The following is a 21,687-nucleotide window of genomic DNA, read 5'->3' on the forward strand; positions in this document are numbered from 1 at the left end:
AGTTTGCATTGCGGGAGAAACCAATGACAAAACCCCACACCAACGGGCACGGCGCCGCAGGCGAGACCAAGAAGGGCAAGGGCCGCAGGCTCCGCTCCCAGGAATGGTTCGACAACCCGCACAATCCGGGCATGACCGCGCTCTATCTCGAGCGCTACCTCAATTACGGCCTGACCCGCGAGGAATTGCAGTCGGGCAAGCCGATCATCGGCATCGCCCAGACCGGCAACGACCTGTCGCCCTGCAACCGGCATCACCTCGAGCTCGCGCACCGCGTCCGCGAGGGTATCCGCGCCGCCGGCGGCATCGCGATGGAATTCCCGACCCATCCGATCCAGGAGACCGGCAAGCGCCCGACCGCGGCGCTCGACCGCAACCTCGCCTATCTCGGCCTCGTCGAGGTGCTGTTCGGCTATCCGCTCGACGGCGTGGTGCTGACCACCGGCTGCGACAAGACCACGCCGGCCTGCATGATGGCGGCGGCGACCGTCAATCTGCCCGCGATCGTGCTGTCGGGCGGCCCGATGCTGAACGGCTGGCACGAAGGCCAGCGCACCGGCTCCGGCACCGTGGTGTGGAAGGCCCGCGAGCGGCTTGCCGCGGGCGAGATCGACTACGAGCAGTTCATCGAGATCGTGGCCTCCTCGGCGCCCTCGGTCGGCCATTGCAACACGATGGGCACCGCCTCGACGATGAATTCGCTCGCCGAAGCGCTCGGCTTCTCGCTGCCGGGCTGCGCGGCGATCCCGGCACCCTATCGCGAGCGCGGCCAGATCGCCTATGAGACCGGAAAGCGCATCGTCGACATGGTGTGGGACGACCTCAAGCCGTCGGACTTCCTGACCCGCGAGGCGTTCGAGAACTGCATCGTGGTCAACTCCGCGATCGGCGGCTCGACCAATGCGCCGATCCACATCAACGCGCTGGCGCGCCATGTCGGCGTCGAGCTGTCGATCGACGACTGGCAGAAATACGGCCACGACGTGCCGTTGCTCGTGAACATGCAGCCGGCCGGCTTCTATCTCGGCGAAGAGTATCACCGCGCCGGCGGCGTGCCCTCGGTCGTGCGCGAGCTGATCAAGCACAAGCGCATCCATGAAGGCGCCCTCACCGTCAACGGCCGCACCATGGGCGAGAACTGCAAGGAAGCGCCTGCGCCCGACGGCGACGTGATCTGGGGCTACGACAAGCCGCTGGTGAAGGACGCCGGCTTTCTGGTCTTGCGCGGCAATCTGTTCGATTCCGCGATCATGAAAACCAGCGTCATCTCGAAGGAATTCCGCGACCGTTACCTGTCAAACCCGAAGGACCTCAACGCCTTCGAGGGCCGCGCCATCGTGTTCGAGGGTCCGGAGGACTATCACGACCGGATCGAGGATCCCGCGCTCGGTATCGACGAGCACTGCGTGCTGTTCATCCGCGGCACCGGCCCGATCGGCTATCCCGGCGGCGCCGAGGTCGTGAACATGCAGCCGCCGGCGGCGCTGATCAAACGCGGCATCCTGTCCCTGCCCTGCATCGGCGACGGCCGGCAGTCCGGCACCTCGGGCTCGCCATCGATCCTCAACGCCTCGCCGGAGGCTGCCGCCGATGGCGGGCTTGCGATCCTGAAGACCGGCGACAAGGTGCGCATCGACCTCAACAAGGGCAGCGCCAACATCATGATCTCGGAGGACGAGTTGCGCACCCGCCGCGCCGAGCTGAAGGCCAAGGGCGGCTTCCCGCACCCGGCCAACCAGACACCGTGGCAGGAGCTCTACCGCCAGACCGTCGGCCAGCACGCCACCGGCGCCTGCCTCGAGCTCGCGACGCGCTACCACGACATCGCGGGCCGGGTCGGCGTCGCGCGCGACAATCACTAGCTCCGCATCGTCATTGCGAGCGCAGCGAAGCGATCCATCTCTCCCCCGCGGAAGTATGGATTGCTTCGTCGCTTCTCTCCTCGCAATGACGGCGGCAACAAATCCAATCAGGACTTCGAGGAGACTTCCATGTCAGACAGACTGAAGGGAAAGCGCGCCGTCGTCACCGCCGCCGCGGCAGGCATCGGGCGTGCATGCGCGATCGCATTCGCCCGCGAGGGCGCGACCGTGATCGCCACCGACATCAACGAGAGCGGCATCGCCACGCTCAGCAAGGACGGCATCGCCGAGACCGCGCGGCTCGACGTTCGCAGCACCACCGATGTCAACAGCTTCGCCAAGCGCGTCGGCAAGATCGACATCCTGCTCAATGCGGCGGGCTTCGTGCATCACGGCACCATTCTGGAGTGCTCCGACGAAGACTTCGACTTCTCGTTCGATCTCAACGTCAAATCCATGCACCGGACCATCAAGGCGTTTCTGCCCGCGATGCTGGAAGGCGGTGGCGGCAGCATCGTCAACATTTCGTCCTGCGCGGCGTTGCGGCCGCCGGCCAATCGCTACGTCTACAGCGCGTCGAAGGCGGCGGTTTCGCTGCTCACGCGCGCCGTTGCGCTCGACTTCATCACCCAGGGCATCCGCTGCAACGCGATCTGCCCGGGCACCGTCGAGACGCCCTCGATGCTGGAGCGCGCAGCTGCCGCGGGCCCGGACGGACGCGAGAAGTTCGTCGCCCGCCAGAAGATGGGCCGGCTCGGTACCGCCGACGAGATCGCGGCCATGGCTGTGTATCTTGCGAGTGACGAGGCTGCTTTCACCACCGGCGTCGACATGGTCGTCGACGGCGGCTTCATGCTCTGATGGGCTCGCAAAGGCATTCAACATGAACAAGATCGATCTCAACGGCCGCGCAGCCGTCGTCACCGGCGGCGCCCAAGGGTTCGGCCGCGCCATTACCGAGCGTTTTGTCGCCTCCGGCGCCAGGGTCGCGATCTGGGATTTCGACCAGCCGCTGGCCGAGAAGACCGCGCGGGCGATCGGCGAGAACGTGATCGCGATCAAGACCGACGTCACCGATCCCGACGCGGTCGACGCCGCGCGCGATCAGACGCTGCGGGCCTTCGGCAAGATCGACATCCTGGTCAACAATGCCGGTATCACCGGCGCCAACAAGCCGGTCTGGGAAACCGATCTCGACGACTGGCGCCGGGTGATGCGCATCAATCTCGAGGGTCCTTTCATCTGCTGCAGGGCGATCGTGCCGACCATGATCGGCCAGAAATACGGCCGCATCGTCAACATCGCCTCGATCGCTGGCAAGGAAGGCAATCCGAACGCCGCGCATTATTCCGCGTCGAAGGCCGGCCTGATCGCGCTGACCAAATCACTCGGCAAGGAGCTCGCGCAGCACGACATCCTGGTCAATGCGGTGACGCCGGCGGCGGCGAAGACCGCGATCTTCGACCAGATGACGCAAGCGCATATCGACTTCATGCTGTCGAAGATTCCAAAGGCCCGCTTCGTGCAGGTCGAGGAGCTGGCCTCGATGGTGGCGTGGCTGGCGTCGGAGGACTGCGCGTTCTCGACCGGCGCGGTGTTCGACATCTCCGGCGGCCGGGCAACGTACTAGAGCCGTTCCCGTTCCGATGGAATCGGAACGGGGCTCTAGGTTCTTGTGTTGACGCGTTTTCTTCACGCGAACCGGTATCCACTTCGCTCGAAAACGCTCTAGCTGGCTCGTTTCGCCGGCTGCCGCAGCGCGGCCACGAGATGGTCGGCCAATAGCGAGGCAGCGCGCGCGAGGTTTGGCGCGCGGTGCAGGCGGATTTCGGCCCGCGGCAGCCGCGGCATGCCCTCACGCGCGCTCAAGCGCCGGAGCGTCGGCGGAAAGGTGCCCGATTTGACCACGGTCACGGCGAGGCCCTGCGCGGCGATCGCCTCGACCGCGGACAGGCTGTGGCTGACAAAGGCGAGCCGCCACGGCCGGCCTGCCTGGTCGAGCGCCTGCATCGCCCAGCTTCGGAACAGGCAGCCCTGCGGATAGAGCGCGACCGGCAGCGGATCGATGTCTTCGACACGATGCGCCGCGCTCGCGGCCCACACCGCCTGCTCGGTGCGCAGCAACTCGCCCCCGCCGCGCCCTTCCGGGTGCATCGCGATCACGAGATCATAGGCTTCGCCGAGCCGGTCGGTCATCGACGACGTCAGCCCGGTCTCCATCTCGACATGGATCAGCGGATAGTTGGCGATGAAATCCTTGAGCAGCGGCGGCACGATCAACGTGCCGTAGTCGTCCATCACGCCCAGGCGGACCCGGCCGTCGGTGCCGTGCGCGCGCACCCGACCGACCGCTTCGGCATTGAGGCTCAGGATGCGGCGGGCGTAACCGAGCAATCCCTCGCCGGCCGCGCTCAGCTCGACGCTGGAGGTGCTGCGATGAAACAGCTCGGCCTGGAGCCGCTCTTCCAGCCGCTTCACCTGCATGCTGATCGCCGATTGGGTCCGGTTCAGCGCCGAGGCGGCGCGGGTGAAGGAACGATGGTCCGCCACCGCAACAAAGGCCTGCAACAGATCCGGATCGAGAACAGGCGAACTCATAATAATCCGTGATTTGATTGATCAATCTTATTCTATTCTCTGATTATGCCGGTGTCCCTAGATTGCGCAAGCAAAACAGCGGGATCGAACGGGATGGGCGAAATCTGGGGGGTGTTGGCGGCGGTGCTGTCGAGCGCGCTCGGCGGAACCTCGATCGGGGCGACGCGGTTTCTGGTCGGCACGATCGATCCGCTGGCGATCGGCGCGTTCCGCTTCGGCATCGGCGTCGTGCTGTTGCTGCCGCTCGCGCTGCTGCAACGGGGAAGCTGGCCGCCATCGCGCGACTGGCCGGGCGTCGCCGGCCTTGGCCTGCTGTTCTTTGCGGCGTTCCCGGTCCTGTTCAACGCCTCGCTGATCTTCACCACGGCCGCGCGCGGCGCGCTCGCGCTCTCGACGCTGCCGCTGCTGACGATGCTGGTCGCCGCCGCGCTCGGCGCCGAGCCGCTCACCGCACGCAAGACCACGGGCGTCCTGGTCACGATCTTCGGCGTCGCGATGGCCCTGCTCACTGGGCTCGCCACGGCACCACCGGGCGCCTGGCGTGGCGATCTCCTGATGGTCGCGGCCGCGCTGTGCATGGCGCTCTACAGCATCTGGTCGAAACCCTTCATCCGGCGCTCGGGTCCGATCCCCTTCACCACGCTCGCGATGGCGGCCGGAGCGGCGGTGCTGATCGTCGCATCGCTGCTGCGCGGCAGTTTCGCCCCGGTTGCCGGCTTCGCTGCGGCGCAATGGTTCGGGGCGATCTATCTCGGGGCCTTCGGCGCGGCGCTGACCTTCTATCTCTGGGCCTTCGCGCTGGAGCGGACGACGCCGACCCGGGTGGCGATCTCCGTCACCGTGAACCCGATCGCGGCTTCAGTGGTCGGCGCAGCGCTGCTCGGCGAACCGCTGAGCTGGAATCTGATGGCTGGCATCGTCACCGTGTTCGCCGGCATCTGGATCGCGACCACCCAGCCGCAAGCAGCGCGCGCGGCCAAGCCGGCCGTCGCACCCGACACGCGCTGAGGCATCGCAGCGCTCGCCGGCAATGCCGTTGTCGAATCCGTGTTAGCCTGAGGGTCCGGTCCAAGCGAACCCAAGGCGGCACGCAATTGAACATCTCCCTCTACGACATCTCCGTCTGGGTGCTGCCGCTCGTCATCGCCATCACGTTTCACGAAGCCGCGCACGGCTTCGTCGCGCACCGGTTCGGCGACGACACCGCATGGAAGCTCGGCCGCGTCAGCTTCAACCCGCTGAAGCACATCGACCCCTTTGGCACGCTGATCCTGCCGGCCATGCTGCTGCTCGCGCATTCGCCGTTCCTGTTCGGCTACGCCAAGCCGGTGCCGGTGAATTTCCGCAACCTCAACCACCCCAAGCTCGACATGGTCTGGGTGGCGCTGGCGGGCCCGGTGACCAACATCATCCTGGCGACCGCGGCGGCGCTGGCATTCCACGCACTGCCATTGGTGCCGGCAGATGCGGCAAAATGGACCGCGGACAATCTGAAAAACGCATTCCTGATCAACATCGTGCTCGCGATCTTCAACATGATGCCGATCCCGCCGCTGGACGGCGGCCGGGTCGCGGTCGGGCTGCTGCCGCGGCCGCTGGCGATCCCGCTCGCCCGGCTGGAGCCCTACGGCATGCTGATCCTGATCGGGCTGTTGATCCTGCTGCCGGTGATCGGCAGGCAGGTCGGCCTAAATCTTGATGTTATTTCAACGATACTGCGAACTCTGACCGGCTATGTGGCGAACGCCCTTCTCCTGATTACGGGAAACACATAGCTTTGCTTCAAGCATGCCCCGATGCTGATCCGGGGCCGTGCGCTGGGACAGGAACGCTTCGAGGCCATGGTGATCAAAGCTGCCGATATGCTGATTGCACGCCGCGCCGACACCCGCGCGCGGGCGGACTTTGCGACCTGGAAGATGATGGCCAAGCTGAACGGCGCCTCAGCCCTGCCCCCGGAAGCGCAGAATTTCCTCGCCATCTACAAGAAGCTGCTGGAGCAGATGAGCGAGGCCGAGGCCGGCGAGACCACCATCCAGGAGATGTACCGCACCTATTACGCGGAGATGGGCGGCGCCGGCAAAGCGCCGGAGGTTCCGGCGCGCACGCGCGAACCGGTCGCCGACAGCGGAAACGTCACGGCGTTCCGCCGCCTGCCGGCCAAGAAGACGACCACATCCGACCCCAACGCCAAACGTCCTTTGCCGGTTGCGCTGATCTTCGCGTGCCTCGTCGTGGTCTATGTCGCGATCCGCTACTACTGGAAATAGCGCCGTCGCCGCGACATCTCATTTCCGGCTTCCATCATCGACAGCTCGCACCGCGGCATCCCGTCGCGCGTAACGGCCGTTTCAATCGCCGCAGCGTGGAATATCGCGCACGATCGCTTGCGCCACTGCCCTAGGCGATGCGCCCGATGCCGGGCATAATGAGGAACTCAAAAAACAAAATCATACTGGAGGGAAGATGAAGCGTTCCATTGCAGCCTTGGTCATGACCACGAGCCTGGTGTTCGCCGGCAATGCGCTGGCGCAGACGATGGACAAGGTCGCAAAGGTCGGCGCACTCGGCGATCAGTCCGGTCTGTATCAAGACATCGGCGGCCCCGGTTCGACGGTGGCGGCGCAGATGGCGATCGAGGATTCCGGGTTGCTGGCGAAGGGCTGGAAGATCGACCTGATCTCGGCCGATCACCAGAACAAGCCCGATGTCGCCGTCAACATCGGCAAGCAATGGATCGACGTCGAGAAGGTCGACGTGTTCGTCGATCTCGCGGCCTCCAATGTCGGCCTCGCGATCGCCAACCTCGCCAAGGAGAAGAACGTCGTCAATCTGAACTCCGGTTCGGGCTCGTCCGATCTCACCGGCTCGCAGTGCACGCCCAATACGGTGCACTGGTCGTACGACACCTACATGCTTGCCAATGGCACCGGCCGGGCATTGGTCAAATCCGGCGGCGACACCTGGTTCTTCATCTCCGCAGACTATGCGTTCGGCCAGGCGCTCGAGCGCGACACCACGGCCGCGGTCACCGCAGGCGGCGGCAAGGTGCTCGGCAGCGTCAAGCACCCGCTCAACACCGCCGACTTCTCGTCCTTCCTGTTGCAGGCGCAGAGCTCGAAGGCCAAGGTGATCGGCCTTGCCAATGCCGGCGGCGACACCACCAACGCGATCAAGCAGGCCGCGGAATTCGGCATCGTGTCGGGCGGCCAGAAGCTTGCGGGCATGCTGATGTTCCTGACCGACGTGCACTCGCTCGGCCTCAACGTCGCGCAAGGGCTGAACTTCACCGAAAGCTTCTACTGGGACATGAACGACCAGACCCGCGCCTTTTCGAAGCGCTTCATGGAGCGGTTCAAGAAGAACCCGCCGACCATGGTGCAGGCCGGCGTCTATGCCTCGCTGATCCACTACTTCAAGGCGCTGGAAGCACTCGGCGGCAATCCGCATGACGGGCGCGCCGTCGTTGCCAAGATGAAGGAGTTGCCGACCGACGATCCCTTGTTCGGCAAGGGTTCGATCCGGGTCGACGGCCGCAAGATCCATCCCGCTTATCTGTTCGAGGTGAAGAAGCCGTCGGAATCGAAGTATCCGTGGGACTATTACAAGCTGATGGCGACCATCCCGGCGGATGAAGCCTTCCTGCCGCTCGAGAAGAGCGCCTGTCCGCTGGTGAAGAAGAACTGAGACGTCGTCATTGCCCTATCAGGCGGGTCAGCTTCGCTGGCCCGTTGAGCGGCGGCCTTGCCTTCGGGGCGAAGTCCAACCGATAGCGCATCGGACTGGTGTCGAGGCGGGTGCGAAAATGGTGGCGCAGCGCATCCGCGGTGCCGAATCCAACCGCGGTCGCGACGTCCTCGACCGACATGGCGGTAGCTTCCAGCAGGTCTCGTGCCTGCGTCATGCGCTCCTGCAGCACCCATTCGCCGGGTGACATGCCGGTTGCGGTCTCGAAGCGCCGAATGAAGGTGCGCCGGCTCATGCGCGCCCTGCCTGCAAGGCCTTCGATCGTCAGGTCGCGGTCCAGATGCCTGCGCATCCATGCGCAGAGTTCGGCGAGAGGATCGCCGTCGGCAAGGACCACCGGATTAGGAATGAACTGCGCCTGCCCGCCCTCGCGGTGCGCCGGAATCACCAGGCGCCGCGCCACATCATTGGCGATCTCGGGTCCGAAATCCTTGCGCACGATATGGATACACAGATCGAGACCAGCCGCACGTCCGGCCGAACTCATGATGTCCCCATCGTCGACATAGAGCACCTTGGCATCGACGCGCAGCGCAGGATGCCGGTGCACCAGCGGCTCGGCATGCGCCCAGTGCGCCGCAACGCGCCGGCCCTCCAGCAGTCCGGCGCCAGCCAGCACGAATACGCCGGAACAGATCGATGCGATGCGGACCCCGCGCGCATGCGCGCGGCGAAGCGCTGTGACCACCGCCTCGGGCGGTGACGCCTCGATGTCCTGCCAGCCCGGCACGATGATCGTGCCGGCCTGCGACAGGAACGAGAAGTCGACGTCGGCGACGATCTTGACGCCGGCCCCGGCCGCAACCGGCACACCCGGCCGCTCCGCGCACACCGCGACCCGATACCAGTCGCGGCCCATGTTCGGCAGGCCAAACACCTCGAGCGCCATGCCGAGCTCGAAAGCATTGACGCCGTCATAGGCCAACAGCGCGACCACCCTGTTGCGGGCGCTGTCCCGCCGGGCCCTGCCTGCCGGCTTCGTATGTTGCGACTTTGGCACGATATTCACGATATATGTCATTCGTGCCAATGGTCAAGAATGGCGTCTCGCGCGCACGGTCGAGCCTCGCGATCGAACCGCCATGCCTGGAGAAGTTCATGACCAACGCCGCCACGTCGTCGCCGGCACCATCGATGTCCGCAGACATCCAGCGCGGCTCCGCGCGCGCCGTCTACCTCAGGGGGACTCTGTATTGCCTCGCCGCCTCGGTCTCGTTCGGCCTGATGTTTCCGGTGATGTCGAGCGCGCTCTCCCATGTCGATCCCTTCACCTTCACGTCGCTGCGCTATTTGATCGCGGCCGCAATCTCGCTCGTCCTGCTCAGGATCAAGGAAGGGCCGGACGCGCTGAACCTGAAGGGTGAGCCGATCGCTCTCGCCTGGCTGCTGGGCTCGATCGGGTTCGCCGGCTTCGGTTTCCTGGTGTTTCTCGGCCAGCAACTGGCCGGACGCGACGGAGCCTTGACGACATCGATCATGGCCGCCACGCAACCATTGCTCGGCATCCTCATCATCTCGGTGATCCGCAGGGTTCTCCCGCCGCCCGTCACGCTGCTGCTGGTGCTGCTGTCGTTTGGCGGCGTCGCGCTCGTCATCACCAAGGGGGATGTCGGCGGGCTGCTGCACGAACCGCAGAACTATTCAGCCAACGCGCTGATCGTGCTCGGAATGATCTTCTGGCTGATCTACACCTTCAGCGCGGCACGCTTCGCAAGCTGGTCGGCCCTCAAATACACCACCATGACGATGTCGCTCGGCCTGACCACGATCGTCGCGATCAACGCGATCCTCGCTCTGACGCAGGTGATCGCATTGCCGGCAGCGGCCGATCTGCTCTTCATCATTCCGCATCTTCTCTACATGAGCCTCGTTGCCAGCGTCGCCGGCGTGCTGTGCTGGAATCTCGGCAACAAGATTTTGACGCCTTTGAACGGCGTGCTCTTCATGGACGTCGTGCCGATCACCGCGTTCACCGTCTCGGCGATCATTGGCGTCGTACCGACGCGGGTCCAGATCGCGGGCGCATGCATCACCGGCGTCGCCTTGATCCTGAACAATCTCTATTTGCGGCTTCGCGCATGACGAGTCGCCGGATGCGAAGCGGCTCCCCACGCACTTGATCACGCGACTGGCGGTCGCTCCGATCTCTGGCGGTGCGCGCAGTCACGCGGCATTCCGTCGGCAAGGCCTGGGGATTCCCGATGACGGGAAAGTGCGCACGTTCGACGCTCAGGAGCTTCTGATCCGCGTCGAGGATCCCGGGTTGCCGATCCTCGCGAGCTACGCGGCCCTTACTGCTTCGACTTGTTGTAGTTGACGTCGAGGCTGAAGGAGAACTGATCCTCGGTCAGGTCGGCCGGCGGCGCCGGGACCGGATCGGAACGGTGGACCATCGAGACCGCGGCGTCGTCGAAGGCGGCGTCTCCCGACGATTCCAGCACCGCGACCGACAGGACCTTGCCGACGCGATTGAGCACGAGCGCGATCTTGACCTTCGCCGTCTTGACCTTGCCGTTCTCCGGAAACTTCTTGTGCAGGTCGAGATAGGCGCTGATCTTCTTGCCCCATCTGGCGGTCATCGCAAGCTTGTCCTTGCCGATGCCGGGGTTTGGCGCCTTCGTGGTCTCGGCCTGACGCGCGTCCTCCAGCTTGGTTGGCGCGGCCTGCTCCGAGGCCTGCTGTGCTTCCTGCGCGTTGGTCTCGACCTTGGCGACCTTGGCCTCCTCCTCCTTCTGCTTCTTGGCGGTGTCCTCCGTCACGATGCGGTCGGGGTCGTCGGCCTCGACAGGCTTTTCCTGAGGCAGGTCGGTGTCCTTCACCTCTGCCTTCTGCTGCGCCATCTCCTGAACGGCCTGCTGCTCGTCAGCCGGCGCGCCGGGCGGTGCTGCTTCCTCGGGTACATCCGGTGAGGCGAGTTCGACGGCGTATTCCGCGCCGGCCGCGCCAAGTCCCTCGTCGCCGTCGTCGCCGCGCAAATTTGCCAGTGCCAACGCCACGCCGCCGAGATGCAGCCCGACCGCCATCACCGCGGCGATCACCCAGAGCCGCTTCGAGGTACGCAGGTCGAGATCGGGGTTGGTCGACATCGCGCTTCGCCGTCAGGGCTTGGCCGGCTCGGCCTGCTGGGCCGCCGGCGCTCCCGGCACGCCCTCGAGCGCGACGAGCTTCACATGGGTGTAGCCGCCGCCGCGCAACAGTTCCATCACGCCCATCAGCTCGCCATAGGGGACCATCCGGTCCGCCCGCAGGAACACGTATTTGTCTCGGCTCATGTCGGGCACCGCATCCAGCGAATTGATCAGGTCGGCGCGCTTCACCGCGTTCTCGCCGATCGCCAGCGTGAGGTCGGGCTTGATGCTGACATAGGTCGGCTTGTCCGGCTTCTTCTGCGGCGTCGCACTGGAGGTCGGAAGATCGATCGGCAGGTCGACGGTCGAGAGCGGCGCCGCGACCATGAAGATGATCAGCAGCACCAGCATCACGTCGATGAACGGCGTGACGTTGATCTCGTGGGATTCCGCGAAATCGTCGTCGCCATCGTTCTCGGAGATCGAGACTGCCATCGCCTACTCCGCCGCCGCGGCACGCGCACCATGCGGAACGCTGCCGTGGGTGCGATCGAGATCACGCGACAGCAGCCGTCCCGCCGCGCCCGAGGCGCGGTTGACGAGCTCGAGATACACCTTCGTGACGCGCGAGAAGTGGTTGTAGATGATCACGGCAGGGATCGCCGCGACGAGCCCGATCGCGGTGGCGAGCAGCGCTTCCGCGATACCCGGCGCCACCACGGCAAGGTTGGTGGTCTGCGACTTCGAGATGCCGATGAAGCTGTTCATGATGCCCCAGACGGTACCGAACAGGCCGACGAAGGGCGACGTCGCGCCGATGGTCGCAAGCAGGCCCATGCCGATGCGGATCTTGCGAGCCTCGGCACGCACGATCTCGGCGAAGCTCGACGCCGCGCGTTCCTTGATGCCGCTGTCGCTGGAGATGCCCGCCGACAGCCGCCCCTCGCGCATTGCGGCCGCGATGAACGACGACAGCACGCTGCCCTTGGCGCCGAGCGCGAACTGCGCCTCCGCAAGCGAGCGCGATTCAGCGATCTTGGCCAGCGCGCCACGCAGCTTGCTCTGCGCCACGGTCAGCTCGACCATCTTGGCGATGAACACGGTCCAGGTCACCAGCGACGCGAAGGCGAGACCGAGCATCACCGCCTTCACGATGATGTCGGCGTTCAGGAACATATTCCAGGGCGACAATTCGTGCAGGCCGGTGCTGGTCGACTTCGGCGATTTGGCATCGCCGCCCGCGGCGGCAGTCAAGGATGCCTCATTCGCCACCGGTGCGGGAGCCGCCGCAGGTGCTGGCGCAACCTGCGCTTGCGGCACCGCGGGCGCCGGCTGGGCCACCGGCGCGGTCTGGCCGGCGGCCGCAGGCTGGGCGATCGCCGCGGGCTGCGCGGCGGGCACCTGGGCCGCGGGCGCGGGCTGAGGCCGGGTCACGGGCGCGGGCTGCGCGGCAGGTGCCGTTTGCTGCTGCGCCGAAGCCGGCGCGGTCAGCATGGACATCGCCAGGGCGGCGACCATGGCGGATGCAGCGAGGAACTTGGATGTCATCATCAGTTACACTTCAGCCCAGTGACGGATCAGGTTGTGATAAATGCCGGTCAATTTGACCGTTTCAGGGTCATCGCGCCCCAGCCGCTCCACCAGCGCCTGGATCGCCGTATCGAGGTCGAAGATCAGGCTTCGCGCGTGGGCATCACGTACCATGCTCTGGAGCCAGAAAAAAGACGCAACCCGGATCCCCCGCGTGACCGGCGTTACCAGATGCAAGCTGGAAGCAGGATAAAGTACGAGATCTCCCGCTGGCAGCTTGATCTCATGTGATCCATAGAGGTCCTCGATGACCAGCTCTCCCCCGTCGTAATCCTCTGGATTAGATAAAAACAACGTGACGGAGAGGTCGGTGCGGATCCGCAGGCCCGTCAGCCTGTCGCCGCGCACCGCATTGTCGACGTGCAAGCCGAAATGGTGCCCGTCGCTCGCGGCGTAGCGGTTGAACAAAGGTGGAAAGATTCTAAGTGGGATCGCCGCCGAGATGAAGCGCGGGCTCGCCGACAGTGCCGTCAGGACGCGGTTGCCGAGCTGCCGCGCGACCTCGCTGTCGGGCGGCAGCTGCTCGTTGCGCTTGACCAGCGCGGACGCAGCGCCTGCGGTCGAGCGGCCGTCCTCCCATCCGCTGGCGTCCATGATGCGGCGGAAGTCCGCCACATCAGCCTTGCTCAGTACGTTGGGAACACAGACCAGCATCTCCCGCCGCGAAGCCTCCGTCAGTAACGCGCAGAGAGCACCACCGCCACGGTGCGGCCAGGCGCCTCGAGCGTGAACGGCGCCGCACTTTGATAGAAGGCGGTGTAGTAGAGCTTGTTGAAGATGTTGTTGACGAACAGCTTCGCCGTCCAGTTCTTGTCGATCTTCGCTTCCGCGAAGGTGTCGAAGCGCCAGAAACTCGGCAACGCGGTGCCCTGGTTTGCGGCAAGCAAGGTGCCGCCGTACATCTTGGAACGATAGACGGCTTGGCCACCGACCTCCCACCTGTCGTCGATCTGATATTTGCTGAGCAGGCTGAACGATTGATGGGCGATGTTGGCCAGCGGCAGGCCCACGTTCGAGCTGTACAATGCAGGGTCGGCCGGCGCGACCAGGGACTTGGTTACCTCCGACTTCATCAGCACCAAGCCGCCGAACACGCTCCATTTGTCAGTGATCTTGCCGGCGACCTCGAGATCGATGCCGCGGATCCGATAGGCTGCGCCGGCGCTGATGCAAGGCTGCGTGCCTCCTATCGAAACGTTGTAGGGGCAAGCAGCGGTCTGGTTTGCCGTCGAGGTGATGTTCACCGACTCACGCGCGTTGGTGACGTCGGTCTGGAACAGCGCGCCGCTCACGAGCAAATGGCGATCAAACAGCTCCCATTTGTTACCGATCTCGATCGCACTGTTCTTCATCGGCCCGAAAATCTGGTTCGAGCCACCATTGAGGACCGGCGCAAGTCCTCCATAGGCCGCGCTGGTGCCGTCAAATTCGGAACCAACAGGGTCGGATGACGTCGCATAGGCCACATAGACACTGGTGATCGGCAGCGGCTTCAGAGTCAGGCCAAGATTGAAGTTCGGCATGCCGAAATCCGCGGCCTGCGATCCAAAAACACCGGCCGCCTTGCCTGACGTACCGTAGCCGCCAACCTTGATGCTGTAGTCGTCGAAGCGGACACCGCCATTGACGATGAGCAGATCGCGGTAATTGACGGAATCGAGCAGATAGCCGCTCGTCGTATCGATCGCGATTTGCGTCGGCTTGCCTGTGAGGGTGGGCACCGTCGGGAACGTCGCGAAAGTGAATTGCGGATTGGTGATGCTCACATTGGTCGGCGAACCACTGGCGTTGACCACGATACCGTTGTTGCTCTCACCGTTGAGACCACTATACGTGTCGATGCTGGATGTTTCGCGCGAGACCTCGACGCCGGCAACCGCGGTGTGACGCCACGGTCCGGTGTCGAACTTGTACGTGAACTCGCTCTGGTTGGCGACGACGTCCGTCGGCTGATAGCGGCTCAGCGTGTTGGCGGTCAGCGTGTTGCCTACGACGTTCGGCGACTCCGGAATCGTACCGATGTAGTTCAGCAGCGACTCCGAGCCCCGAACTTTGTTGCTGAAGGTCAGATCGGGCGTGATCTTCACTTCGGCATTGACCGTGGCGATGTCCTGATGGACTTCGAAGAAGTCGCGGTTAACGAAGCCGTAGAAGTTGTCGCGATTGACGCCATATTCCGGGGCCGGGCCGCCGGCGGTCGTCGTGTATTGACCAAGGGCGTTGGTGGGTCCGGTCCGCAGGTATGGCACGCCGAAGTCCGGCATGCCGTGGATATCGGTGTGAACGTAGTCCGCAGTCACCTTCACCGCATCGACCGGTTTCCATGTCAGCGCCACAAAGCCGCCGCCGCGATTGTCCGTGATGAAGCTCCGGCCTTCGACGCCCGCATCCTGATACACACCGCCAGCACGAATGGCCAAGGTAGGGCTGATCACCTGGTTGACGTCGAGCGTGACTCGCTTGGTGGCGTCGCTCGCATACGTCGTGTCCATATTGTAGAACGACTTCTCAGTGGTCGCCTGCTTGGTGACGATATTGATCGCACCGCCGGTCGTGCCGCGGCCCGCGAACGACGAACCAGGTCCGCGCAGAATTTCGACCTGCTCGGTGAAAAAGTTCTCGCGGACGCTGACGCCGGAGTCGCGCACTCCGTCGACGAAGACGTCGTTACGGGTATCGAAGCCGCGAACGAAGAACCGATCGCCGAACGCATTGCCGCCCTCACCGGTACCGAGGGTGACGCCAGCCGTATTCAGAACGGCCTGCTTCAACGAAGTAGCATTCTCGTCAGCCAGCACTTCCTTGCTCAACACCGTAACCGTCTTCGGCGTGTTCAGGAGCGGCTCGGGAAACTTCCCGGACGCCTGCAAGTGGTCGCCCTTGTAAGGCGCGGCCGGGTCCGCATAGGGATTGCGGTCAGCGGTCAGACCACCAGCGTTCGGAAACGGCACCGGTGCCTGCTGCGCCTGCTGGCTGCTGCGTCGCGCACGTCGCAGCGCGTTGCGGGCGCGGACCTGATCCGATGTGGGCTTTGACGTGACCGGGCGCGGACGTGCGACCGGGGCATCGACGTTTACCGGCGGCAGGTTGGATTGCTGTGCTTCGGCGCCCGAAAAGGATGCCACCGCGATCAAACTCGCGACTGCGGATACTTTTGCAGCGGAATAACCCGTCTCATCAGCCGAACCGATCGCTGTCTCGAAACGCAACGATCTCGGCGCCTTCACATTGCTCATTTCTTTCACGCCCCCAAAAAGCAAGTTCGTTCGCGAAATGAAGCTGCGACGAACTGTCACCCCTCGGTATCGAGCGCGACTTTCCTTATCAATGCAATCGGCGCCACAGTTGGCTTGAATCGCCTCAGTTCAAAGTGATTCTAATCTGAAGCTTGAAATCGTTCTAATCGTAGTTTTGAAGCATTCTTATAACTATTCTAAAGATGAGACCGGCTGAAATTGGCGAGGCCAGTGCACGAGCTCGCGGAAATGACACCAATCACTCGGCGCTCGGCGGCTTCATCAGCGCGAACAACTCATCGATGGTCCGTTGCGCAACCTGCCGGACCCGATCGCTGTTCTCGAGCCCGGCGATATTGACCCCATTGACCACCGCTTTGATCTCGTCGCGGAAGTCGGTGAGAAACCGCAGCGGATCGCGCTGCTCGTTGGCGACGCGCGCGATCAATCCGGTGACCAGGATCTGGCAAGCCATCATCCGCCCGTTCAACTCATCCATCGCCGCCCCCGTCGTCTCGCGTCGTCGTTGCGCGATATGAACGACAACCCGATGCGTTTCAACCGGGTCGCGCAGGCGGCAGCCGCTGAACGCTACTTCGCAGCGATGTGCTCGGCCTCATCGCCAAGCGCCTTGATGCGGTCCTTCACCGCGTGGAGCGTGGCGAGGCCACTCTCGACATGCTTGTCCGATACGTCGCGCAGCACGTCACAGGCGATTGCATCGCGCAGACTGTCGAGATCGTCGACCAGGCGGCGCCCGCTTCTGGTCAGGAACAGCCGATTGGCGCGGCGATCCCTGGGATCGGAACGGCGTTCGAGCAGATCGTGCTCGACGAGGCGATCGAGCAGACGCACCAGCGAGATCGGCTGTAATTCGAGCACGTCGGCGAGGTCGACCTGGGACAGCCCCTCCTGCTCGCGCAGACGGAACAGCACGATCCACTGGGCGCGCGTAGTCCCTCGCGCCTTGGCACGATGATCGATATAGTTGCGCAACAGCCTCGAACTCTCGACGAGCTGCGCAATGAACTGGCGTTTGAGATCGAGCGACATAGGGGTCCTCGGTGTGTTTCCCAGACGGATTGTTTCCACTCGTTTCTGACCTAAACCTTTCCAAATGTTTAGGATTCTCAAGCCTTGGTGTGTTTACACATTAAGTGCACGCATATTATATCCGCAAGCTCTGTGAACCGTTTCAATCACCCTTTATTGTTACGTCGAACCTAAGAGTCCGCATGTCAAAGTCACGCTCCATCGGTTGGGTTTTAGTGATCGCGGCGCTTGGCACGGCCGGTTATTTCGGCTGGCAGAAGTACACGGACAACCAGCGGGCGGCCGAAGCTGCGCAGAAGCGCGCCGCCCAACGGCCGGCGGTTCCGGTGAAGATCTCGCCGGTCGAGAAGGCCGACTTCCCGGTCTACCTGACCGGTCTCGGCACGGTGCAGGCCTTCAACACGGTCCAGGTCCGCACCCGGGTCGACGGCCAGATCACCAAGATCGCCTTCAAGGAAGGCCAGTTCGTCAAGGCCGGCGACACCCTGGTCGAGATCGATCCGCGGCCCTATCAGGCGACGCTCGACCAGGCCAAGGCCAAGAAGGCCCAGGACGAGGCCAATCTCGCCAACGCCAACCTCGATTTGCAGCGCTACACCAAGCTCGGCGAGTTCGCGACCCGCCAGCAGCTCGACACCCAGCGCTCCACGGTGGCCCAGCTCACCGCCCAGATCGCGGCCGATGATGCCGCCATCTTCAACGCCCAGACCCAGCTCGACTACGCCACCGTGAAGTCCCCGATCGACGGCATCGTCGGCCTGCGACTGGTCGATATCGGCAACATCGTCAATGCCTCGGCGCAGACCGGCATCGTGACGATCACCCAGATCGAGCCCATTACCGTGATCTTCACCGCCCCTGAGGACCAGTTGCCCGATATCAAGGCAGCCCTGGCCGTGGCGCCGCCCAAGACCATTGCGCTGACCACCGACGGCAAGCGGGTGCTGTCCACCGGCGCGCTGGCACTGATCAACAATCAGGTCGACACCACGAGCGGGACTGTTCGGCTGAAGGCGGTGTTTGATAACAAGGATCATGCGCTGTGGCCGGGCCAGTCGGTCGCGACCCGGCTCCTGGTCAGAACCTTGAAGGATGCCACCGTCGTCCCCGATGACGCGGTGCAGCATGGCACCGATGGCCTCTACGCCTATTCTGTCAATCAGGAGAACAAGGCCGAGCTTCGCAAGATCAAGGTCAGCCAGTCGATCGACGGCAAGTCGGTGATCGACGAGGGCCTGTCGCCGGGGCAACAGGTGATCACCGCGGGCCAGTACAAGGTCTCGCCGGGAACCCTGGTGACCACGGCGGTGGCGAGCTCGGATCCGTCCCAGTCGAAGGTTACGCAGGAATGAGCGACGGAATTTCCGCACCATTCATTCGCTTCCCGATCGGCACCTCGCTGCTGATGGCCGGCATCCTGTTCGTCGGCCTCGTCGCCTATCCGCTGCTACCGGTCGCGCCGCTGCCGCAGGTCGACTTCCCGACCATCCAGATCACCGCGACGCTCCCGGGCGGCAGCCCGGAGACGATGGCGACCTCGGTCGCGCAGCCGCTGGAGCGCCAGTTCGCGCAGATCCCCGGCATCGCGCAGATGACCTCGACGAGCTATCTCGGCACGGCGTCGGTCACCATCCAGTTCGACCTCAACCGCTCGATCGACGGCGCTGCCAACGACGTCCAGGCTGCCATCAACGCCGCCAGCGGCCAATTGCCGAAGAGCCTCCCCTCGCCGCCGACCTATCGCAAGGTCAACCCGGCGGACGCGCCGATCATGCTGCTGTCGGCAACCTCGGAGACGCTGCCGCTGACCACGGTCAGCGACGCCGTGGACGCCCAGCTTGCCCAGCAGATCAGCCAGATTTCCGGCGTCGCGCAGGTCATCATCGGCGGTCAGCAGAAGCCGTCGGTCCGGGTCCAGATCGATCCCGCCAAGCTGGTCGCCAAGGGCCTGTCGCTGGAAGACGTCCGCGCCGCGATCAATATCGCCACCGTCGACAGCCCGAAGGGCAATATCGACGGCGCCACCCGCGCCTACACCATCTATGCCAACGACCAGTTGCTCACCGCGGAGCCCTGGAACGACGTCATCATCGCCTACCGCAATGGCGGGCCGCTGCGCATCCGTGACATCGGCCAGGCCGTCACCGGGCCGGAGGACGCCAAGCAGGCCGCCTGGGCCAATGGCAAGCGCGGCGTGTTCCTCGTCGTCTTCAAGCAGCCCGGCGCCAACGTCATCGACACCGTCGACAAGATCAAGGCGGCACTGCCCCGCCTGGTCGCCGCGATTCCGCCGGCGGTCAAGATCGAGGTGATCTCCGACCGCACCACCACGATCCGCGCCGCGGTGGAGGACGTCCAGTTCACCCTGCTCCTGACCATCTTCCTGGTCGTGATGGTGATCTTCGCCTTCCTGCGCAGCTTCTGGGCGACCGTGATCCCCGCCGTGACGGTGCCATTGGCGTTGCTCGGCGCCTGCGCGCTGATGTGGGTGTTCGGCTACACGCTGGACAATCTGTCGCTGATGGCGCTGACGATCGCGGTCGGCTTCGTCGTCGACGACGCCATCGTGATGCTGGAGAACATCAGCCGCTATATCGAGGAAGGCGAGAAGCCGATGGCGGCCGCCTTCAAGGGCTCGAGCGAGATCGGCTTCACCATCGTCTCGATCAGCATCTCGCTGGTCGCCGTGCTGATCCCGCTGCTGCTGATGGGCGGCATCATCGGCCGCCTGTTCCGCGAGTTCGCCGTCGTGCTGGCGATGACGATCTTCGTCTCGATGTTCGTGTCGCTGACATTGACCCCGATGATGGCCTCGCGCTTCCTGCGCGCCCACAATGAGGAACGGCACGGCCGTCTCTACAAGCTCAGCGAGCGCGGCTTCGATGCCATGCTGCGCGGCTATGAGACCGTGCTCGACATTGCCCTGCGCTGGAAGCGCACGACGTTGTTGATCTTCTTCGCCACCCTGGCGCTGTCGATCTACATGTTCGTCATCATCCCGAAGGGCTTCTTCCCGCAGCAGGACGTCGGCCTGATCAGCGCGACCTCGGAAGCCGGCCAGGACATTTCCTTCGCGGACATGAAAGGCAAGCAGGAAGAGCTCAGCAAGATCGTCATGCAGGATCCGGGCGTCGCTACGGTGGCAATGGCGATCGGCGGCAGCGGCCGCGCCGGCAACAACGGCAACATGTTCATCACGCTGAAGCCCCTGAGCGAGCGCGACGCCAATGCGCAGCAGATCATTGCCCGGCTGCGCCCGAAGCTGGAAAAGGTGCTGGGCGCCCGCCTGTTCATGCAGGCCGCGCAAGACGTGCGCCTTGGCGGCCGCCCGACCCGCACCCAGTTCGAGTTCACGTTGCAGGACGCCAACCTCGCCGAACTGAACGAATGGGCGCCGAAGATTCTGAGCAAGATGCAGACGCTGCCGCAACTGCGCGACGTCGCCACCGACCAGCAGAGCAGCGGCACCACGCTCGAATTGAAGATCAACCGCGACACCGCCTCTCGCTATGGCATCCAGCCGCAGCTGATCGACGATACGCTGTATGACGCGTTCGGCCAGCGCCAGGTGACGCAGTACTTCACCCAGCTCAACAGCTACCACGTCATCCTCGAGGTGCTGCCCGAGTTGCAGGGCTCGGTCGATACGCTGAACAACATCTACATCAAGTCGCCGCTGACCGGCGAACAGGTGCCGCTGTCGACCTTTGCGAAGTGGACCACCGTGCCGGTGCGGCCGCTGTCGATCAGCCATCAGGGCCAATTCCCGGCGATCACCATCTCTTTCAACCTGGCGCAGGGCGTCGCGCTCGGCCAGGCGACGGAGGCGGTCCAGAAGGCGATGGTCGACCTCGGCGCGCCGCCGACCCTGAGCTCGAGCTTCCAGGGCACCGCGCAGGCCTTCCAGCAATCGCTGTCGACCGTGCCGCTGCTGATCCTGGCGGCGCTCGTGGTGGTCTATCTGATCCTCGGCATTCTCTACGAGAGCTACATCCACCCGATCACCATTCTGTCGACGCTGCCTTCGGCCGGCGTCGGCGCGCTGGCGATCCTGATGGCGGCCGGCTTCGACTTCTCGCTGATCGCGCTGATCGGCATCATCCTGTTGATCGGCATCGTGAAGAAGAACGGCATCATGATGGTCGACTTCGCGATCGCCGCCGAGCGCGATCAGCACATGGAACCGGTGGCGGCGATCCGCCAGGCCGCCCTGCTCCGCTTCCGCCCGATCATGATGACGACGATGGCGGCGATGTTGGGCGGCGTGCCGCTGATGCTGGGGACCGGCACCGGCTCGGAAATCCGCCAGCCGCTGGGCTACGCCATGGTCGGCGGACTGATCGTCAGCCAGGCGCTGACGTTGTTCACGACGCCGGTCGTCTATCTCTATCTTGACAAGCTCTCCAACGCGTTTGCCAATTGGGGCCGCTCGCCGCGCGCGGACCATGACGCCGGCGACGGCGAAGACGGATCGGTCAAGCAGGCCGCCGAGTGACTTGACTTTGCCCGCTTCCCGGCACATCCGAAAGATGT

Annotated in this window: 19 protein-coding genes; 10 read left to right on the top strand and 9 right to left on the bottom strand. The window is 64.3% G+C overall.

What is annotated here, in order from left to right; genetic code table 11:
• Positions 1 to 23: 23 nt before the first annotated feature.
• The 3 genes from CWS35_RS27940 to CWS35_RS27950 all read left to right on the top strand — a co-directional run bounded on the left by CWS35_RS27940 (position 24) and on the right by CWS35_RS27950 (position 3,492).
• Entirely contained in the window at positions 24 to 1,862 is a 1,839-nt protein-coding gene (locus CWS35_RS27940) for an IlvD/Edd family dehydratase (RefSeq protein ID WP_024582185.1), read from the top strand.
• A 129-nt stretch (positions 1,863 to 1,991) separates the two neighbouring features.
• A complete protein-coding gene (locus CWS35_RS27945) occupies positions 1,992 to 2,723 on the top strand; it encodes an SDR family oxidoreductase (RefSeq protein ID WP_024582186.1) in 732 nt (243 codons plus the stop codon).
• Positions 2,724 to 2,745: 22 nt separating this feature from the next.
• Positions 2,746 to 3,492, top strand: a complete 747-nt coding sequence (locus tag CWS35_RS27950) for an SDR family NAD(P)-dependent oxidoreductase (RefSeq protein ID WP_024582187.1) — start codon at positions 2,746 to 2,748, stop codon at positions 3,490 to 3,492.
• Between the two features lie 98 nt (positions 3,493 to 3,590).
• On the opposite strand, the gene CWS35_RS27955 is transcribed toward CWS35_RS27950, so the two are convergent.
• Positions 3,591 to 4,460: a LysR substrate-binding domain-containing protein gene (locus tag CWS35_RS27955; protein ID WP_100954913.1), complete on the bottom strand. Its 870-nt coding sequence runs from the start codon at positions 4,458 to 4,460 to the stop codon at positions 3,591 to 3,593.
• A gap of 93 nt (positions 4,461 to 4,553) precedes the next feature.
• On the opposite strand from CWS35_RS27955, the gene CWS35_RS27960 reads away from it, so the two are divergent.
• From CWS35_RS27960 to CWS35_RS27975, 4 genes are all read left to right on the top strand, one after another.
• Positions 4,554 to 5,468: a DMT family transporter gene (locus tag CWS35_RS27960; RefSeq protein ID WP_100954914.1), complete on the top strand. Its 915-nt coding sequence runs from the start codon at positions 4,554 to 4,556 to the stop codon at positions 5,466 to 5,468.
• Positions 5,469 to 5,554: 86 nt separating this feature from the next.
• Positions 5,555 to 6,235, top strand: a complete 681-nt coding sequence (locus tag CWS35_RS27965; RefSeq protein ID WP_024582190.1) for a site-2 protease family protein — start codon at positions 5,555 to 5,557, stop codon at positions 6,233 to 6,235.
• Between the two features lie 87 nt (positions 6,236 to 6,322).
• The gene (locus CWS35_RS27970) at positions 6,323 to 6,730 is read left to right on the top strand and encodes a hypothetical protein (protein ID WP_100956723.1); all 408 of its coding nucleotides are present in this window, start codon (positions 6,323 to 6,325) and stop codon (positions 6,728 to 6,730) included.
• A 196-nt stretch (positions 6,731 to 6,926) separates the two neighbouring features.
• Entirely contained in the window at positions 6,927 to 8,147 is a 1,221-nt protein-coding gene (locus CWS35_RS27975; RefSeq protein WP_100954915.1) for an ABC transporter substrate-binding protein, read from the top strand.
• A gap of 7 nt (positions 8,148 to 8,154) precedes the next feature.
• Here CWS35_RS27975 and ftrA read toward each other — a convergent pair whose 3' ends face one another.
• Positions 8,155 to 9,228, bottom strand: a complete 1,074-nt coding sequence (gene ftrA, locus CWS35_RS27980) for a transcriptional regulator FtrA (protein ID WP_100954916.1) — start codon at positions 9,226 to 9,228, stop codon at positions 8,155 to 8,157.
• 77 nt (positions 9,229 to 9,305) lie between these two features.
• Here ftrA and CWS35_RS27985 point away from each other — a divergent pair, with 77 nt between their 5' ends.
• Positions 9,306 to 10,289, top strand: coding sequence for a DMT family transporter (locus CWS35_RS27985; protein ID WP_200894420.1), 984 nt, complete (start codon positions 9,306 to 9,308; stop codon positions 10,287 to 10,289).
• Positions 10,290 to 10,498: 209 nt separating this feature from the next.
• On the opposite strand, the gene CWS35_RS27990 is transcribed toward CWS35_RS27985, so the two are convergent.
• The 7 genes from CWS35_RS27990 to CWS35_RS28020 form a co-directional block, all read right to left on the bottom strand.
• On the bottom strand, positions 10,499 to 11,293 hold the full coding sequence (locus tag CWS35_RS27990; protein ID WP_024582195.1) for a TonB family protein: 795 nt from the start codon (positions 11,291 to 11,293) through the stop codon (positions 10,499 to 10,501).
• Positions 11,294 to 11,305: 12 nt separating this feature from the next.
• Entirely contained in the window at positions 11,306 to 11,770 is a 465-nt protein-coding gene (exbD, locus tag CWS35_RS27995; RefSeq protein WP_024582196.1) for a TonB system transport protein ExbD, read from the bottom strand.
• Between the two features lie 3 nt (positions 11,771 to 11,773).
• A complete protein-coding gene (exbB, locus tag CWS35_RS28000) occupies positions 11,774 to 12,826 on the bottom strand; it encodes a tonB-system energizer ExbB (RefSeq protein ID WP_100954917.1) in 1,053 nt (350 codons plus the stop codon).
• Positions 12,827 to 12,829: 3 nt separating this feature from the next.
• Positions 12,830 to 13,519 carry a Fe2+-dependent dioxygenase gene (locus CWS35_RS28005; protein ID WP_100954918.1) on the bottom strand — a complete coding sequence of 230 codons (690 nt, stop codon included), beginning with the start codon at positions 13,517 to 13,519 and terminating at the stop codon, positions 12,830 to 12,832.
• Between the two features lie 20 nt (positions 13,520 to 13,539).
• Positions 13,540 to 16,101: a TonB-dependent siderophore receptor gene (locus CWS35_RS28010; protein ID WP_100954919.1), complete on the bottom strand. Its 2,562-nt coding sequence runs from the start codon at positions 16,099 to 16,101 to the stop codon at positions 13,540 to 13,542.
• 259 nt (positions 16,102 to 16,360) lie between these two features.
• Positions 16,361 to 16,600: a hypothetical protein gene (locus CWS35_RS28015; protein WP_100954920.1), complete on the bottom strand. Its 240-nt coding sequence runs from the start codon at positions 16,598 to 16,600 to the stop codon at positions 16,361 to 16,363.
• 92 nt (positions 16,601 to 16,692) lie between these two features.
• Entirely contained in the window at positions 16,693 to 17,154 is a 462-nt protein-coding gene (locus CWS35_RS28020) for a MarR family winged helix-turn-helix transcriptional regulator (RefSeq protein WP_100954921.1), read from the bottom strand.
• Between the two features lie 182 nt (positions 17,155 to 17,336).
• Between CWS35_RS28020 and CWS35_RS28025 the strand changes: the two genes are divergently transcribed.
• Together CWS35_RS28025 and CWS35_RS28030 are read left to right on the top strand one after the other, a co-directional pair.
• A complete protein-coding gene (locus CWS35_RS28025; protein ID WP_100954922.1) occupies positions 17,337 to 18,506 on the top strand; it encodes an efflux RND transporter periplasmic adaptor subunit in 1,170 nt (389 codons plus the stop codon).
• Positions 18,503 to 21,649 (top strand): efflux RND transporter permease subunit, encoded by a 3,147-nt coding sequence (locus CWS35_RS28030; RefSeq protein WP_024582203.1) that lies wholly within the window; start codon positions 18,503 to 18,505, stop codon positions 21,647 to 21,649. The genes CWS35_RS28025 and CWS35_RS28030 overlap by 4 nt, the downstream gene beginning before the upstream one ends.
• The last annotated feature ends 38 nt before the right edge of the window (positions 21,650 to 21,687 follow it).

It is taken from the genome of Bradyrhizobium sp. SK17 (genome assembly GCF_002831585.1).
In the GTDB taxonomy this organism is placed as follows: domain Bacteria; phylum Pseudomonadota; class Alphaproteobacteria; order Rhizobiales; family Xanthobacteraceae; genus Bradyrhizobium.